We start from the raw sequence: 16,967 nt of genomic DNA, 5'->3' as shown, positions 1-16,967 counted from the left end.
CCCGGAGGATATCCCTGTTTATCTTACTATGCCATGAAAATAAAACGATTATCTGTCTACCTGCTGCTTTTGCCATTCTTATCGTGCGCAGAACCCCAGGGAACCCAAGAAGGAGATATTGAAAGCCGGGTGAATACCTTGTTAGGACAAATGAGCTTGCAGGAGAAGATTGGCCAAATGAACCAATTAAGCCCTTTCGGCGGCCTGGAAGAAATGGCCGGGTTAATCCGGGAAGGGAATGTCGGTTCGCTGTTGAACCTGACCGAACCGGAGCTGGTAAACAAAGCGCAAAGAATAGCCGTAGAAGAATCCCGCCTGGGTATTCCCCTACTTATGTCGCGCGACGTCATCCACGGTTATAAAACCATCTTCCCCATCCCGTTGGGACAGGCGGCGACTTTCAACCCGCAACTGGTGGAAGACGGTGCCCGTGTGGCGGCTGTCGAAGCATCGGCCGACGGCATCCGCTGGACCTTTGCCCCGATGATCGATATATCGCGCGACCCACGGTGGGGACGCATCGCCGAGAGCTGCGGTGAAGACCCGTATCTGAGCTCCGTGATGGGGGTAGCCATGGTGAAAGGTTTCCAAGGTGATTCCCTGAACAATCCGACGGCTGTTGCAGCCTGTGCCAAACACTTTGTAGGCTACGGTGCATCGGAAGGAGGACGCGATTACAATTCCACCTTTATTCCCGAACGCCAGCTGCGCAACGTCTATTTTCCTCCGTTCGAAGCAGCCGCCAAAGCCGGATGCGCCACGTTCATGACTTCTTTCAATGATAACGACGGAATTCCCTCGACAGGTAACAGTTTCATCCTGAAAGATGTGCTGCGCGGCGAATGGAATTACGACGGACTGGTGGTAACAGACTGGGCATCCTCTGCCGAAATGATTTCCCACGGTTTCTGCAAAGACGAGAAAGAGGCAGCCATGAAATCCGTGAATGCCGGCATCGACATGGAAATGGTAAGCGGCACGTTTATCCGTAACCTGGAAGAACTTGTCAAGGAGAAGAAAGTATCAGAAGCAGCGATTGATGAAGCAGTCCGTAACATCCTCCGCCTTAAATTCCGCCTGGGACTGTTTGATAATCCATATACAGACACAGACCAACAAGTAAAATATGCGCCCACCCACCTGGCAAAAGCCAAAGAGGCGGCAGAACAATCGGTTATCTTATTAAAGAACGACCGCGAAACCTTACCTTTTACCGATAAGATACGTACCCTTGCCGTAATAGGCCCGTTGGCTGACGCCGCCCACGACCAGATGGGAACCTGGGTATTCGACGGAGAAAAAGCACATACGCAAACGGTTCTGACCGCTTTGAAAGAGATGTATGGCGATAAAGTACGAATCATCTACGAACCCGGATTAGGTTATAGCCGCGACAAGCATACAGCCGGCATCGCCAAAGCCGTGAATGCCGCTATGCATGCCGATGCCGTACTGGTATGCGCCGGAGAAGAATCTATCCTCTCAGGCGAAGCGCACTCCTTAGCCGACCTGCATTTGCAGGGAGCACAGAGTGAACTGATAGCCTCCCTGGCAAAGATAGGGAAACCGCTTGTGACGGTGGTTATGGCAGGCCGTCCGCTGACAATCGGGCAGGAAATCGAACAGTCCGACGCCGTTCTCTACGCTTTCCATCCGGGAACAATGGGCGGACCGGCCCTTGCCGACCTGCTCTTCGGAAAAGCGGTACCAAGCGGAAAAACACCCGTTACCTTCCCGAAGATGGTAGGCCAGATACCTGTTTACTATGCACATAACAATACGGGCCGCCCTGCCTCCCGCCAGGAAACGTTGATAGACAATATCCCGCAGGAAGCCGGGCAGACCTCCCTGGGCTGTACTTCCTTCTACATGGATGCCGGTTTCGACCCTTTGTTCCCGTTCGGTTACGGATTGTCTTACACCACCTTCGGCTATGACAACCTGCAATTGGCAACGAATCAGTTGGCTGTCGACGGAACACTGGAAATCAGCTTCGACCTGACAAACACCGGTAAGTATGAAGGCACGGAAATCGTGCAACTGTACGTACAGGACAAAGCCGGTTCCATCACCCGCCCGGTCAAAGAGTTGAAAGGCTTCCGGCGGATTCCTCTGAAGCAGGGTGAGACAAAGACAGTCTCTTTCTCACTCCCCGTCGAAGAACTGGCCTTTTGGAACATCGACCGGCAAAGAGTAGTCGAACCGGGCGAATTTAACCTCTGGGTCGGCCCTAACAGCGCCGAAGGATTACAAACAACATTCACAGTAAAATAACAGACATGAAAAAGAATATCTATTTAATACTCATGCTCCTGCTGGTATCCGTTACCGGATGCCGGCAGCACACCGGCACTACAGATGCGGATACGGCCGACCTGCCGCCGGAAGCATTCATGCGTATCTCCGGCACCGACCTGATTACCCCCAAAGGGCAGAAGTTCTTTATCAAAGGGACGAACCTCGGCAACTGGCTGAACCCGGAAGGGTATATGTTTGGCTTCAACAAGACAAATTCGCCGGGACGTATCAACCAGATGCTCTGCGAACTGGTCGGCCCTGACTTCACAGCCGAGTTCTGGAAAGCGTTCAAAGATAACTATATTACCCGCGACGATATACGGTTCATTGCGGCGACCGGGGCTAATACCATCCGTCTTCCCTTCCATTATAAACTCTTCACCGACGAGGATTATATGGGATTGACGGCCGATCAGGACGGTTTCGCCCGCATAGACAGTGTAGTCGGCTGGTGCCGCGAGACAGGCCTCTACCTGATTCTCGATATGCACGACGCTCCGGGTGGACAGACCGGTGACAACATCGACGACAGCTACGGGTATCCCTGGCTATTCGAGAGCGAAGTCAGCCAGCAGCTATTCTGTGACATCTGGAAAAAGATTGCAGGCTATTATAAGAACGAGCCGGTTATCCTCGGCTACGAACTGGCAAATGAGCCTATCGCGCCCTATTTCAGCAATATGGAAGAGTTGAACGGCAAGCTGGAATCGTTGTATAAACGAGCCACAGCCGCCATCCGCGAGGCAGACACCAACCATATCATCCTGCTGGGCGGCGCGCAGTGGAACGGTAACTTCCGTCCGTTCACCGACTCCACCTTCGACGATAAAATCATGTACACCTGCCACCGTTACGGAGGCGATGCCTCCAAAGCAGCCATTCAGGAGATTATCGACTTCCGCGACCGGGTGAACCTCCCCATGTATATGGGTGAAATCGGACACAATACAGAAGCTTGGCAGAATGCTTTCTGCCATGTGATGGAAGAGAACAATATCGGCTGGACGTTCTGGCCGTACAAGAAAATCGACAAATCCTCCTTTGTCGGCATCAAAGCACCGGCCGGCTGGGACACTGTCGTTGCCTTCTCCGAAGCTCCCCGGGGTACATACCAGGAAATCCGTGATGCCCGGCCGGACCAGGAAACAGCCAAAGCTGCTTTAACGGAGTTTATCGAGAACAGCCGTATACAGCAATGCGTCATACAAAACGAATATATCCGCTCACTAGGTTTAAAGACACAATAACAATATGAAACTGATTAAATACATCGCTTGCAGCCTGTTGTTGCTGCCCGGTTTCGGGCAGGCACAGCAAGAAGTCCCCACTTATCTGGACAGTAGCAAACCCATTGAAGAACGTGTGGAAGATGCCTTGTCGCGCCTCACGCTGGAAGAAAAGGTAGCACTGACACATGCCCAGTCCAAGTTTTGTTCGCCGGGCGTCGCACGCCTGGGCATTCCTGAATTCTGGATGACCGACGGTCCCCACGGCATTCGTCCCGAAGTCTTATGGGATGAATGGGAGCAGGCGGGATGGACCAACGACTCCTGCGTAGCCTTCCCGGCTCTGACCTGCCTGGCTGCCAGCTGGGACCCGGAGATAGCCAGGCTTTATGGCAAAAGCATCGGTGAAGAAGCCCGCTACCGGAATAAAACGGTCTTGCTGGGCCCCGGTGTAAACATCTACCGTTCGCCACTGAACGGCCGCAATTTCGAGTATATGGGTGAAGACCCTTATCTGGCCGGAAAGATGGTAGTCCCCTATGTGCAAGGCGTCCAGCAGAACGGTGTAGCAGCCTGTGTGAAACATTATGCACTCAACAACCAGGAAGTAAACCGCCATACGACCAACGTCATCGTAGACGACCGTGCCCTCTATGAAATCTACCTGCCCGCCTTCAAAGCGGCCGTTCAGGAAGGAAATGCCTGGGCCATCATGGGTTCCTACAACCTATACAAGAATCAGCACGGTTGCCATAACCAGTATCTCCTGAACGATATACTGAAAGGTGAATGGGGTTTCGACGGCGTTGTCGTCTCCGACTGGGGAGGCGTTCATAACACGCAGGAAGCCATCACCAACGGACTCGATATGGAGTTCGGAAGCTGGACCAACGGATTGTCCAACGGAGCAAGCAATGCTTACGACAATTATTACCTGGCAGACCCTTACCTGAAACTGATTCGTGAAGGCAAAGTCGGAACAAAAGAACTGGACGACAAGGTAAGACGCATCCTGCGCCTCGCCCACCGCACTACGATGGATAGAAACCGCCCGTACGGCTCACTCTGCTCGGAAGCTCATTTTACCGCAGCCCGCCGCATCGGCGAAGAGGGCATCGTGTTGTTGCAGAACCGGAATAACCTGCTCCCTATCGACCTGAACCAGGCAAAAAGAATAGCCGTCATCGGCGAGAATGCCATCAAGATGATGACTGTAGGCGGCGGTTCTTCTTCCCTGAAAGTAAAATACGAACTCTCCCCGCTGGACGGCATCCGGAAACGGGTGGGCGACCAGGCGGAAGTCATTTATGCACGTGGCTATGTAGGCGACCCGAGCGGTGAATACAATGGTGTGAAATCCGGCCAGGACCTGGAGGACAGCCGTTCGCCGGAAGAATTGATAGCCGAAGCCGTTGCCGTTGCCAAAGAGGCCGATTACGTCATCTTTATCGGCGGCCTGAATAAGAGCGCGCATCAGGACTGCGAGGATGCAGACCGTAAGGAACTCGGTCTGTCTTACGGCCAGGATAAGGTAATAACCGCCCTGGCAAAGGCTAACAAGAACCTGATTGTAGTAAATATCTCAGGCAATGCCATCGCTATGCCGTGGGTGAAAGAAGTCCCGGCCATCGTGCAGGCATGGTATCTGGGGTCGGAAGCAGGCAGTGCCATTGCTTCGGTATTGACGGGCGATGTCAATCCGTCCGGCAAGTTACCGTTCACTTTCCCTGCTTCTTTGCAGGATGTAGGTGCGCATAAGCTGGGCGAATATCCGGGTACTCCCTGCAACGATGGCAGCCCTATCGTGGATCAGAAGTACAACGAAGGAATCTTCGTCGGCTATCGCTGGGTGGACAAGGAAAAGACAAAACCGCTGTTCTCCTTCGGTCATGGCCTGAGCTACACTACTTTTGCCTACGGGAAGGCCGTAGCCGACAAGAAAGTGATGGGACAGGATGAAATGCTTACCATTACCCTGCCCGTCACCAATACAGGCAGTCGCGAAGGTTCGGAAGTAATACAGCTATATATCAGTGACCTGAAATCATCCCTGCCCCGTCCTGTAAAGGAACTGAAAGGCTTCAGCAAGGTAAAACTGGCTCCGGGAGAGACCCGGGAGGTAACCTTTACCATCGGAAAAGAGGCATTGAGTTTCTTCGATGACACCCGCCATGAATGGATTGCCGAACCGGGTAAGTTTGAAGCATTAGTCGGTGCCTCCTCTACAGATATTCGCAATAGAGTAGCTTTTGAATTGAAATAACCAAGCCCCCTTTTCCCTAAATTATAAAGGAGCGCAAAAAACTCTGCGCTCCTTTATTGATGATATAGCTTCTCTTGTCAGAAAAAATTTATTCGGAGGCAACAAACGTATACACGTTTCCTCCGAAATCGACCGCAATCAACGTATTCCCCGAAACGGCTACCGAACCGAATACCGGAGCGCCTGTCGCATGCTTCCAGGCAAACCTTCCGGTCTCCTTATTCACGCCGTAGATAGTACCGTCGGAAGCTCCGACATAAACCGTATTGCCTGATAAGACAGGACTGGTTTCAATGGTTGCAGATACTTTACGGGAGTAAGGGGAAGTATATACCAATGCATCTCCGGTATTAAACTTCCATTTAATCTCTAGTGTTTCGCTATCCAATGCGACCAAACCGTCTTTTGCGGAGCCGAAGATAATCTCCTTATCAGTCAGTAACGGCGTTGAAGTTACATCGACACTGAAAGGCAGTTCCTTGCGAACAATCACACGGCCTGTATTGGCATCGAGGATAAAGAAAGATTTGTCGGAGATAAGGTAGAGCAGGTCACCATGAACGGCTGCCGATGCGCCACGGTTGCGCAGACCGTTAGTGTCGGCCGTCCATTTCAAGGCGCCGGTCTTCAGGTCGTTGCCGTAGAGGGCACGCCATTGGGAAGAGGCGATCAGCATATTCTTTCCTACGGAGAAGGTGGTGGTGGTGCCTTCGCCCTGCCCCCAGTCTTTATTGCGCCAGATCTCACGTCCGTCTTTAGTGTCGATGGCACAAAGACCTTTGCCTGTCCCGGCATACACAACACCGTCGGAGGCAACCAGACCTTCGATCAAAGAAGGCAGGCCGGCTACCGGCAGTTGTTTCTCCCAGCTTAATTTACCGCTTTGGGCATCTACGGCATACAGATATCCCTGGGCGTCTTGTGCCAACACACGACCATTGTCAATGGCGATAGTGTTTTTGATGGAATTACGTGTCTGGTATTTCCAAAGCAACTCGCCCGTTTGTCCGTTCAGGGCATAAATATGAGCATCACCTTGCAGGTTCTCATCGACAGAGGCAACATAAATCATACCGTTGTAAACCAATGGGGAAGTCATATAGATATTGGCTCCAATATTCTTCACCCAGGCCATTTCGAGAGGCGGGTTTACGCTCGAAGAAGCAGTTGCAACATGTTCGGGAGTTCCTAACAGGTTATTCCAGTCGGCTGACAAATCCGGTTTTACATTTGTTGGCTGGTAGGTGAATACCGTTTCGGTTTCCGCCACTTCGCCATTGTTGAAGAGTGCTCTTACTTTCAGGGTAGCCATCTTCCCACGTTGAGCAGCCGTAAAGGGTACTTCGGAGTTCCAGCACCAGTCCGTAGCCTGGCTCAACTTACGATTGCTGACAAATGTCTTTCCATCTATCTGACAAGAATAAGAGACCTCTTTCACAGGAGAGACGGATGAATAAACGTTCACCGTCACAGGCACGGCTCCGGAAGCCAGCACGGGAACTTGCCCTTCGGCCGGAGTAGAGATTTGGATGCTTTTATCAAGATAAGTGTAACGCAATTCAGAGGTGAAATCGCCTTTCCTGTCTACATGCATAACGCGGAAAGCGCTGGTAGAATGGTCGATACCTCCCTTGTCCAGGGTAGCAGTAGAGACAGAGTAGACGTTACCCTGTTTCTTTATGTAATTGATATGCCAGTGACCGTATACCCAGGCTTTCAGGTTATGGTCATTCAAGTTAATTTGTTCCTGGTCGTTGATACCGAAGATAAACTGGTCGCCGTAAGTCAGCAAGTCATGATTGAATACGACAATGGGCTTGCCTTGCGGGATTTGCGCCAGATCGTTCTTCAGCCAGCGATAGACATCTTCCTTCGTATAGCCCGGCTGATAATCGCCGCCCGCCATCGGAGTCACAATATAATGCACGCTACCGGCATCAAATGAATAAAAGACCGGACCGTAGATGCTTTCGAACAGTTCCTCACCGTATTTTCCTTTTACCAGGTCGTGATTGCCGACACAGTAGAAGATAGGGCAGTTCATATTGGCCGTATTCATCAATTTGATATGGGCTTTCAGACCGTTCTCATAACAGATATCGCCGGTATGGATAATAAAGGCGGCCTCCTCGTTGGAGGTATAATCGCGTACGTTGGATACCCAGTCACCATGATTGTCGGTGTTGAATATCTCCGTATCGGCGATATGCACATATTTATGACTGCCGTCGGATTTTATACCTCCGCTATAGGGTTGCAGCCCGAAATCGTACGAGATTTGGTCGCCGTCGATGCGGTGATAATGCTTATTGTTTGTTTTATAGCCGGAAGGGGTGGTAATAAAGATGAAGCGTTCCCGTTCGTGGCCGGGCAGGGTGAAAGAGCCGTCGCCAGCCGTCTTTACAACGTTCAGACCGTCAGAAACGAGAACACCTGCCATAGCTTTCTCGCCTTTATCAAATACTCCATTGTTGTTTTTATCGACAAAGACATGCCCAGTGTAGGCTGCATTGGCAAAAGAAGCGATGCCGCTCAGCAGGGCGATGCTCAAGATTGTTTTCTTCATGTTATTAATGTGTTTATTTAGAATATCAGTAGTAAGTTTTCTATTTTCTAATCGTAAAGGTTGTCAGCACAAACCCGTGATCAGAAGCATAAAAGAAGTCTTCCCCTTTGAAAGAAAATGTTTCACCCAGAATATTGTCATAGCATTGGGACTCTACTGCCTGTATCGTCTTTCCTTGGTAATAAATGAAGTCGATACGATCCTGGCGATTGACTGTTTCCAGCGAATCGGCATCCGTCAACCAGGTCGTCCCGATATTCTTCACCGGGTCGGGATTAATCTCACGGAAGCTATCCTTGAAGTTAGCAGCCTGCATTTCTTTGGAGACAGTCCAGTTCACGACGGCACCACCGTGATTATACATATCTTTGGTCGCCTCTGTCCAGTCCAGATGCGAGTGGCTGTTGAAATCGCCGCCCATGACGATAGGGATACTATCTGATTCGGCAATCATTGGTTTCAAAGCCCCGAGTATCTTTCGGATTTCTTCATCGCGTGTTCCGGCATCATCCCAAGCCAATATTTCTTCTTCTGATTTATCGGTCGGAACAAGGCGCATATCCGGCAAATAGTGAATCCAAGTATCGAACAGACGGACAGGAGTCCCGTCCATATCAATCTCTACACCTCCAAAATTGAAGGTATCTATCACATCCGGAAATGTATATTTCTTTATGATCGGATAACGGCTGAAGATACAAAGATTACTGGATATCAAATAATAATCATAACCGAGCGAATCAGCAATCATAGGAGCGGCTCCATATGTTTCCACCATCAAGATGACATCAGCCTGACTTTTTTTCAGGATACCGATCGTCCCATCACAGGCTTGCTGTCCATAAGCTTTGGAATGCCCTGCATGCCAAACGTTCCAGGCAAGGACAGTGAGTTGTTGTTCTTTTTTCTGTTCAGAGCAAGAAATAAAAACACTCAAAACAAGTACTACCAAGGTAATACTAACAAAACTTTGTGTTTTCATGTATATAATTTATCAATATTAAATGTAATTCAACCGCAAAGATAGAAAGATAAAAATGATTCAAAAATATATCCCAAAAGTTCACACCTAAAATAAAAGATGTAACTTTTGAGATATATAATATTCATTTCCTACTCAAAGAGTAAAAAAGCGCTCCCGACTATTTAGTCCAAAATTTATTCTGAATTAAGTTTTTGTTCAGTACGATATCTTTTGTTGATATCGGACTATAATAATACTTCGGTTCAATAAAATTCCATTTATTAACCTGAGAAATCAAACGAATATATCCTTTATCTCCACCAGTCAGTTCAAATGTATTTCCTGCCAAAATCTCTATATTCAATTTATATTTTTCCTTATCTGCCTGTGGAATAGCATCGGCATCTGCCTGTGTTGCCACAACTGCATAATCAGGTTGTCCGTCACCGGTCAAGTCAATATAGCCTAATTTACCGATATACATACCCTCCGGAGCTTTTTCCATTAACTTACCAGCACCCCAACGCATTAAATCCGCATAACGGAATCCTTCGCAAGCCAATTCAATACGTCTTTCACGTCTAACTTCCAAAATTGCACCTTTTTGTGCAGAAGTAACATTCGGATAACGATTAGCCTGAACCGGATCGACATTTGCCATCCAATCTGCCAAAGTAGCCCGAGGCACACCGGCACGATCTCTAATTAAATTAATACTCAAATCAATATCCTCCTGAGTTAATTCTCCTAACTCAGCTTTCGCTTCTGCATACATCAATAAGACCTCTGCATACCGGATCAATGGCAAGTCTGTATAGGCTTTACCCCATTCTGTCTGATCGAATGTCAGCGGAGAATATTTTACCTGCGGATAACCACCGATCGTTATTTTCTGACGATGAGGCTCTGTTTCACCCGGACGCATAAAACCTGGCATCATGAAAGTTTGTCCCAGGCGGGGATCTCTGTTTTCAAAGATCTCAAGAAATGTTTTCTTATCATAACCAGGCACATCCTGAAATCTTTTTGTCTTACCATCTTCAATTACATAATAATCTTCCATTAAGTCGCGTGACAAGCCGGTTGTCCAATCAAACCGGGCACCGGCACCATGCTTACGTCCTAATTCATTACTGTAATCTTCAAAAATGATCATCTCCTTATTAGAAGAAAGATCCTGACTATTAAACAAAGCCTCATACGCGCCTTCACCGGTAGACAGCTCATAATTACCTGTATTCATAATCGCTTTACAAGCATCAGCAGCCACTTTAAAGAAACGATCAGCATCATTCAGTCCTAATTCCGAATGATATTTGCGCCAACAACCTTCTGACAAGGCGATACGTGCCTGCATAGCCAATGCACCACTTCTATACCAACGTGTTCGTGCACCACTTTCATCCTTCATATGAGTTACAGCGAAATCCAGATCGGCCATGATGGAATCAACAACCAACGCACGCGGATCCTGCGGTTTAAATAATTCTTCCGTATCCGTAGTCTGCAAATCACGACTATACCAAGGTACATCCGAATAAGACAATACTTTATCATAATATAACTTTGCTCTGAACATACGAGCCAAGCCGATATAGTGATTAATTTCCGCCATATCACCTTCTGCTTTATCTGCTCTTGCCAGCATAAAATTGACATTGCGAATACTACCCCATCCCCATACACTTGCATTATCAGGATTCAGCTCTCCTCTCATCTTAGAATAGATACTTGCCTCCTCTACATATATCACATTATCGGATGCGACATCCCAATAATCGGAAGTAACATATCCGTACATATTATTTGTATAGATTTCCAAATCACCAGCCGACTTGAAAAAACCTTCTTCCGTAATGGAAGTCTCGGAATATTTGTCCATAAACGAATCGTTACATCCGCTTAACCCTAAAATGCCAACGAATCCTATCGCAGCTATTTTCATAATATTTTTATTAATAGTCATAACTTTCAGCAATTAAAAATTAGAACGTAACATTTAAACCAAACGAATAAGAACGTTGCAACGGATACATTTGGCCACCCAAACATTCCGGATCCAGTTTATAATGCTTATACAAACCTGTTATTTCACACAAGTTGTCACCAGAGAAGAAAAGACGTAAACGTTGGATATTTGCTTTATCTGTCCACTGTTTTGGCAGTGTATATCCGAATGTCAAGTTCTTCAAGCGAGCATAAGTCGCATTTTGCAAATAACGGGTCTGAGTAAGAGCAGCTTCTGCTCCACCTTCCGCAACATACGATTTAAAACGCGGGAAATAAGCATCCTGACTTGGGTTTTCTTCTGTCCAGCGATCATAATAGTTACCATAAGTAATATTAGTCCAAGGTTGTGCATAGATACCCCAGAAATACAAGTCCCCACTCGGACTGTAATTCTTTTTCAAAACTCCCTGTACAAACAGACTCAAGTCAAAACCATTCCAATCTGCATTCATATTGAACCCGAAACCATAACGGGCACGACTATTACCGATAATCTTATAATCACCATGGTCATCAATTGTCCAAGCGCCTTTATCAATTTTGCCGTCACCGTTTAAATCCTTAAATTTCAAATCGCCCGGTGCAATCGGTCGTGTACCGATATAAGAAGCGACCTGTGTCTGGTCGGCATGGTTATCAATATCTTCCTGAGAAGTAAAGAAACCTTCTGTTTCCAACCCCCAGATAGATCCCATTTCCCAGCCTTCATAATAACTATCCAAAGACCCTGTATCATTCGAGAACTTAGTGATCCAAGAACGACTATCACCGATATTGAAGCTTAATCCGTAATTCAACGTTTTCCCTGCCAGCTTCACATTATCACGCCAGCTAACCGTTAAATCCCAACCGGTTGTTTTCAAGTCTGCCGCATTTTCCAAAGGTTCACTAGTTCCTAAAACATTAGGTAACTCTGCACCACCTGTCAACATATCTTTTGTACGACGAATATATCCATCGACAGTGGCAGTCAAACGGTTATCTAAGAAATTAATATCCATTCCCCAGTCGGCAGTCGTCACTTTTTCCCAAGTTAAGTTACCAGCAACCAGTCCCGGTGCAGAAACACCTATCGGTTGTTTACCATCTAAAATTTGAGATATCTTTCCGGAACCCATAGTAGCCAGATAAGCATAATAGTTCTCTTTCAAATCCTGATTACCCAAACTACCATAAGAGAATCTGAGTTTCAAGAAATTAACAACATCTCGTACCGGTTCGAAAAAGTTTTCCTCCGAAAGTACCCAAGCCACAGAACCGGAAGGGTTGAATGCATACCGATCATCATGTGGGAAACGTGATGTTCCATCATAACGACCATTAAATGCCAAGATATACTTATTGTTATAAATATAATTCAAACGGCCGAATACACTACGCATAGAAAGTGAATAGATTCGTTGTCCGACATTCATATCACCCGAAGCCAATCCCAATGTAGGCAAAGAAGATGAAATCAATTCTTTACGGCTCGCAGAGGTATAATTATCCCGCCAATCTTCCTGGTTGAAACCAACCATCGCCGTGAAATCATGTTTGTCATTAAACAACTTGTGGAAAGTAGCATATGCATCAAATGTAAGTGTACGCGCATTGGTATGGTTCAAGTAAGCCTGAGATACCGGGTCTTGCTGAGCAGCCGGTCTATCCGGACCATCATAGTAATCGACAGGCAAAGAATATCCCTCTTCAGCATTTTTATTCGTTGAATAGTTAAACGAACCATTTACAAAAAGAACATCCTTGATAATATCGATCTTTGTTGTAAATTGTGTCGAGAAAGTTGTCTTCTGCTGATTCCAACGACCTCCGTCTACCAAACGCCCGAATACGCTACTACCAGCCTTTGTCCAAGAACCATCCGGATTATAAGTCACATCCAACGGATTGATACGGTTTACTTCCCAATAATAAGAATCTCCCAGATAGTTTGGAGAATCATAGTCTGAATTTACAAAGCTGGTATTATTACCCAACGTCCACCAGTCAGTCAATTTAAAATCCAATTTGGAACGAAGGTTATAACGGTTATATTTATCAGTTCCGTACTTCACCATACCATCCTGAAAATTGTAATTGGCAGAAAAATAATAATTTAAACGATCTGTCTTACCTGAAACATCGACCGTGTGATTGGTAGAAAATGCCAAATTCTTATAAGCCTCATCAAACCAATCTGTACTACCAAAATAAGAATAAGTACCATCCTGATTTAGATAATAAGGAGAAGTGCTCGGATCTTCCGAAACTTTCTTGGCATATGCCAATTGTTCTTCATTGTATAAGTTATACCAAGGGTAAGACATCGTATTACGGGTGGAAGCTACGATATAAGGATCAGTAATTACATCTGCCATCCCCGTTAACCTACGCATTGCAAAATTATTATTATAATTAATTGTCAACTTTTCCTGTCCTGCCGTCTTAGTCGTAACCAAAATCACACCGAATGCAGCACGCGAACCGTAGATAGCAGCCGACGCAGCATCTTTTAAAACGGAAATACTACCGATATCGGTAGGGTTCATTCTGTTTAACTCTTCAGCTGAAGAAACGACACCGTCTATCACAACCAACGGATTACCACCGTTGATAGAAGTCGTACCACGAATATTAAAGCTAGGTGAATCTGTTGCTTGTCCACTACCGATCGAAACAGTCAAGTTAGCAACCGATCCCTGCAAAGCCTGTCCAACGGTCAGAACCGGACGGTTTTCCAATACTTTTTTCGGCACTGTAGCTACAGCTCCGGACAGGTCCGCTTTCTTCTGTGTACCATAACCGATAACTACCACTTCATCCAAAGCCTCGCTATCTTCACTCAAAATCACATTTACTGCAGTTTTACCATTTAAAGCGATTTCCTGCGTTTTATATCCAATATAAGAAACACTAATAACTGCATTCGGAGCGACATCCGATAGAGAGAAATTACCATTGGCATCCGTTATATTCCCCATGGTAGTTCCTTTTACCATCACATTTACCCCAATCAACGGTTCGCCGGTAGCATCTTTTACATTACCTGTTACGGTGATTTTCTTTTCCTGCTGGGGAGCAACGACTGCTACCTGCTTTTTGTTTGTTTCATTCTTGCGAACGATGATTTGGCGGTCATTGATGATATACTCAATGTCCGTTCCTTCAAACATCTTTTTCAATATGGCTTCAACAGTCTGATTATTGACATCCACATTCACCTTTTTATTCAGATTGATGTTTGAACCATGGTACACAAAAATAAATTCACTGTTCTTTTCGATGTAAGAAAATACATCTTTTACAGTCCGGTTATTCATGCGGACAGTCAACGTGGTTTGTTCCGCATAAGTAGAAGCTGCGTAGATAGCAGATCCTCCATAACTTACCAGACATAAGGCTAAACATGCACTTTTAAGAAAATGAGTCGATTTTCGACTGAATTCTTCATTCTTTTTCATACATTTGTAACGTTTTTTCTTTGATACATAAATTAATAGATTAAACAAGAAACTTTAGAACCGAGTGATATGGCCGTATCGTTCGGTTCTTTTTTTTAACTCTAGGGCTTTTACATAGGCATTTTATTTTGATATTATTATATTATTATTTGCATCTGTCTTATACTGAAGGAACATTGACTGGCAAATGATATTGATTACATCTTCCATATTTTCCCGCAAATCCAACTTTCCGGAAATAGGAATATTTCCAATCTCTTCATTATACCAAATGTTACGACCGTAATAACGGGATAACCGATCCAGTGTCTCTCCAACCTTCCGGCCGTTCAACATCATCATATTATCCTTCCAACAGATATATTCAAAAACATCTACCTCCTTTATATCCGTACCTTTATCATTTACTTTAATCATCTGATTGGGAGAGAGTACTGATCTATTATTCTTTCCGGAATTAACCTCCACACTACCGTTAACCAACACAACAGAAGTGAAAGCATCTTCTTTATATGCACAAACATTAAACTGCGTACCGAGTACCTTTACTTCAAACCTGTTGGTTTTGACAATAAAAGGACGAGAAGGGTCTTTCTCTACTTCCAGAAAGACCTCACCTTCTACAAGTATTTCTCTCTTATCTTTTTTAAAGACAGCCGGATAAAAAACACGTGTTCCGGCATTGACATACATTTTCGTTCCATCCGAAAAAGTAATGTCCGCCCGCCGGCCCTTTGGCACGATAATCTGATTGATTTCCTCTTTTTTCTCTTTCTTCTCTTCTGTTATTTCCTTTTTTACGACATGCTGCTCCGCATTCGATTTTCCATCCATATCATATTTGATCGATGATTCATCTTTCAATTGCATCTTATCATCGCTTTCGATCAAAACAATCTCATCGTCGGCCAAAGACGATGTGTTGTTTTCAAGCAAGGCAAGCGACATAGAAGTATCACTCTTCGTATCCATCCAAAAATAAAGACCTACAGAAAGAAGTACAGCTATTGAAGCTGCCACAGATAATATATAACGGGAACGTAATCTGAATAAAGTGCGTGGCTGAGTCGTCCGGACTTCAATCTCCTTCCACGATGCCAGTGCCTCCAGCAAGTTATCAGACTCTGCATCATGAACTTTCCGGAGTAGGTCTTTCCCGGCCTGCTCAAATGATCTTTTATTTAATATGTTTTGCTTTTTATCCACAAGTAACCTCTTTTATCCCTATTACGGGAGAGGTCTCATTTGGTACTCACTTTTTTTGAATAAAATCAATCTTTTTTCAGATATAATTTCTTAAGACTGGATAAAGATCTGAATAACAGATTTTTACTGGATTGATAATTTATACCCATTATCTCCGCTATTTCTTCATGCTTCAGTCCATTTACATAATATAAATAGATAATTTCCTGCTGATGGGAGGACAGCAGAGAAAAAACCTGCATGAGATGTCTGGCACGGTCATCTGCTTCCGAATCGTCGAAAGAGAGTAAAGGGAATAACTCGTCTGTTATAAATACTTCTTCATACAAGGTGATATCATCAGTCGGTTTTTCCTTTTCCAATGCATCATACAGCTTGTTACGTAAGGCTTTGATCAGATACCCTTTCACATTTGGAGTTGGAGAAAGAGAGGGATAGTTCTGAATCAGTTTAATGAAAATATCCTGAATGCAATCTTTTACCAGATCTTTATCGGAAACCAGTTTGGAGCCATAATTATACAACAAAGAATAAAAGCGACAATAGATTTCCTTGAAAGCCTCCTTATCCCCTGTCAAACATGATTCCCATAATTTCTCATCGGATATTTGCATATAAACAATTGCTTATAATTTTGTTATAGCGTCTCAACTATAATTGGTGCGCAAAAATAGATACATAGTATTTCACTCATATTACATCAAAATTAAGTAAGCATTAGTATTAAGATTGTATCATTCATAAACCCATAAATAGTATTTATCTTAAAACATATATCTATCTCTTAAAAGAGTTAGGAAATAGTTCTGTTAGGACTAAATCCCTTGCGCATGCAAATATAGTTCATTTTTATTATAATAGGTTAAATAGACAGGAAGAATGAATGTTTTAAGAAACATCTGTTAATAGCTGGAGAGCTATAAGCGCTCAAAATCATTGTTTGTTAGTAAAAACTAACGATATATGCCTCAGTTCTAACAGAACTAAGGTGAAA

9 protein-coding genes are annotated in these 16,967 nt (G+C 45.2%); 3 read left to right on the top strand and 6 right to left on the bottom strand.

The window, feature by feature from the left end; translation table 11 throughout:
- The first annotated feature begins 33 nt into the window (after positions 1-33).
- From K6V26_RS23205 to K6V26_RS23195, 3 genes are read left to right on the top strand one after another with little or no spacing between them, the layout of a single operon-like run.
- The gene (locus K6V26_RS23205; RefSeq protein WP_224264006.1) at positions 34-2,274 is read left to right on the top strand and encodes a glycoside hydrolase family 3 N-terminal domain-containing protein; all 2,241 of its coding nucleotides are present in this window, start codon (positions 34-36) and stop codon (positions 2,272-2,274) included.
- A 5-nt stretch (positions 2,275-2,279) separates the two neighbouring features.
- Positions 2,280-3,545, top strand: a complete 1,266-nt coding sequence (locus K6V26_RS23200) for a glycoside hydrolase family 5 protein (protein ID WP_224264005.1) — start codon at positions 2,280-2,282, stop codon at positions 3,543-3,545.
- A gap of 4 nt (positions 3,546-3,549) precedes the next feature.
- Positions 3,550-5,787 carry a glycoside hydrolase family 3 C-terminal domain-containing protein gene (locus K6V26_RS23195; RefSeq protein WP_224264004.1) on the top strand — a complete coding sequence of 746 codons (2,238 nt, stop codon included), beginning with the start codon at positions 3,550-3,552 and terminating at the stop codon, positions 5,785-5,787.
- Positions 5,788-5,875: 88 nt separating this feature from the next.
- Here the strand turns inward: K6V26_RS23195 and K6V26_RS23190 are convergent, their stop codons facing one another.
- The 6 genes from K6V26_RS23190 to K6V26_RS23165 form a co-directional block, all read right to left on the bottom strand.
- Positions 5,876-8,353: an outer membrane protein assembly factor BamB family protein gene (locus K6V26_RS23190; RefSeq protein WP_224264003.1), complete on the bottom strand. Its 2,478-nt coding sequence runs from the start codon at positions 8,351-8,353 to the stop codon at positions 5,876-5,878.
- A gap of 40 nt (positions 8,354-8,393) precedes the next feature.
- Entirely contained in the window at positions 8,394-9,335 is a 942-nt protein-coding gene (locus K6V26_RS23185) for an endonuclease/exonuclease/phosphatase family protein (RefSeq protein ID WP_009860352.1), read from the bottom strand.
- Between the two features lie 160 nt (positions 9,336-9,495).
- Complete coding sequence (locus K6V26_RS23180; RefSeq protein ID WP_046145926.1) at positions 9,496-11,283, bottom strand: RagB/SusD family nutrient uptake outer membrane protein; 1,788 nt, start codon at positions 11,281-11,283, stop codon at positions 9,496-9,498.
- 19 nt (positions 11,284-11,302) lie between these two features.
- A complete protein-coding gene (locus tag K6V26_RS23175; RefSeq protein WP_009860354.1) occupies positions 11,303-14,767 on the bottom strand; it encodes a TonB-dependent receptor in 3,465 nt (1,154 codons plus the stop codon).
- 123 nt (positions 14,768-14,890) lie between these two features.
- The gene (locus K6V26_RS23170) at positions 14,891-15,973 is read right to left on the bottom strand and encodes a FecR family protein (RefSeq protein WP_224264001.1); all 1,083 of its coding nucleotides are present in this window, start codon (positions 15,971-15,973) and stop codon (positions 14,891-14,893) included.
- Positions 15,974-16,038: 65 nt separating this feature from the next.
- Positions 16,039-16,587 carry an RNA polymerase sigma factor gene (locus tag K6V26_RS23165; protein ID WP_009860356.1) on the bottom strand — a complete coding sequence of 183 codons (549 nt, stop codon included), beginning with the start codon at positions 16,585-16,587 and terminating at the stop codon, positions 16,039-16,041.
- Positions 16,588-16,967 lie beyond the last annotated feature (380 nt).

This window comes from Parabacteroides goldsteinii (assembly GCF_020091425.1).
Taxonomy (GTDB): domain Bacteria; phylum Bacteroidota; class Bacteroidia; order Bacteroidales; family Tannerellaceae; genus Parabacteroides; species Parabacteroides goldsteinii.
The sequence above is the reverse complement of the archived record's forward strand: the minus strand, read 5'-3'. Positions and strand labels throughout refer to the sequence as shown.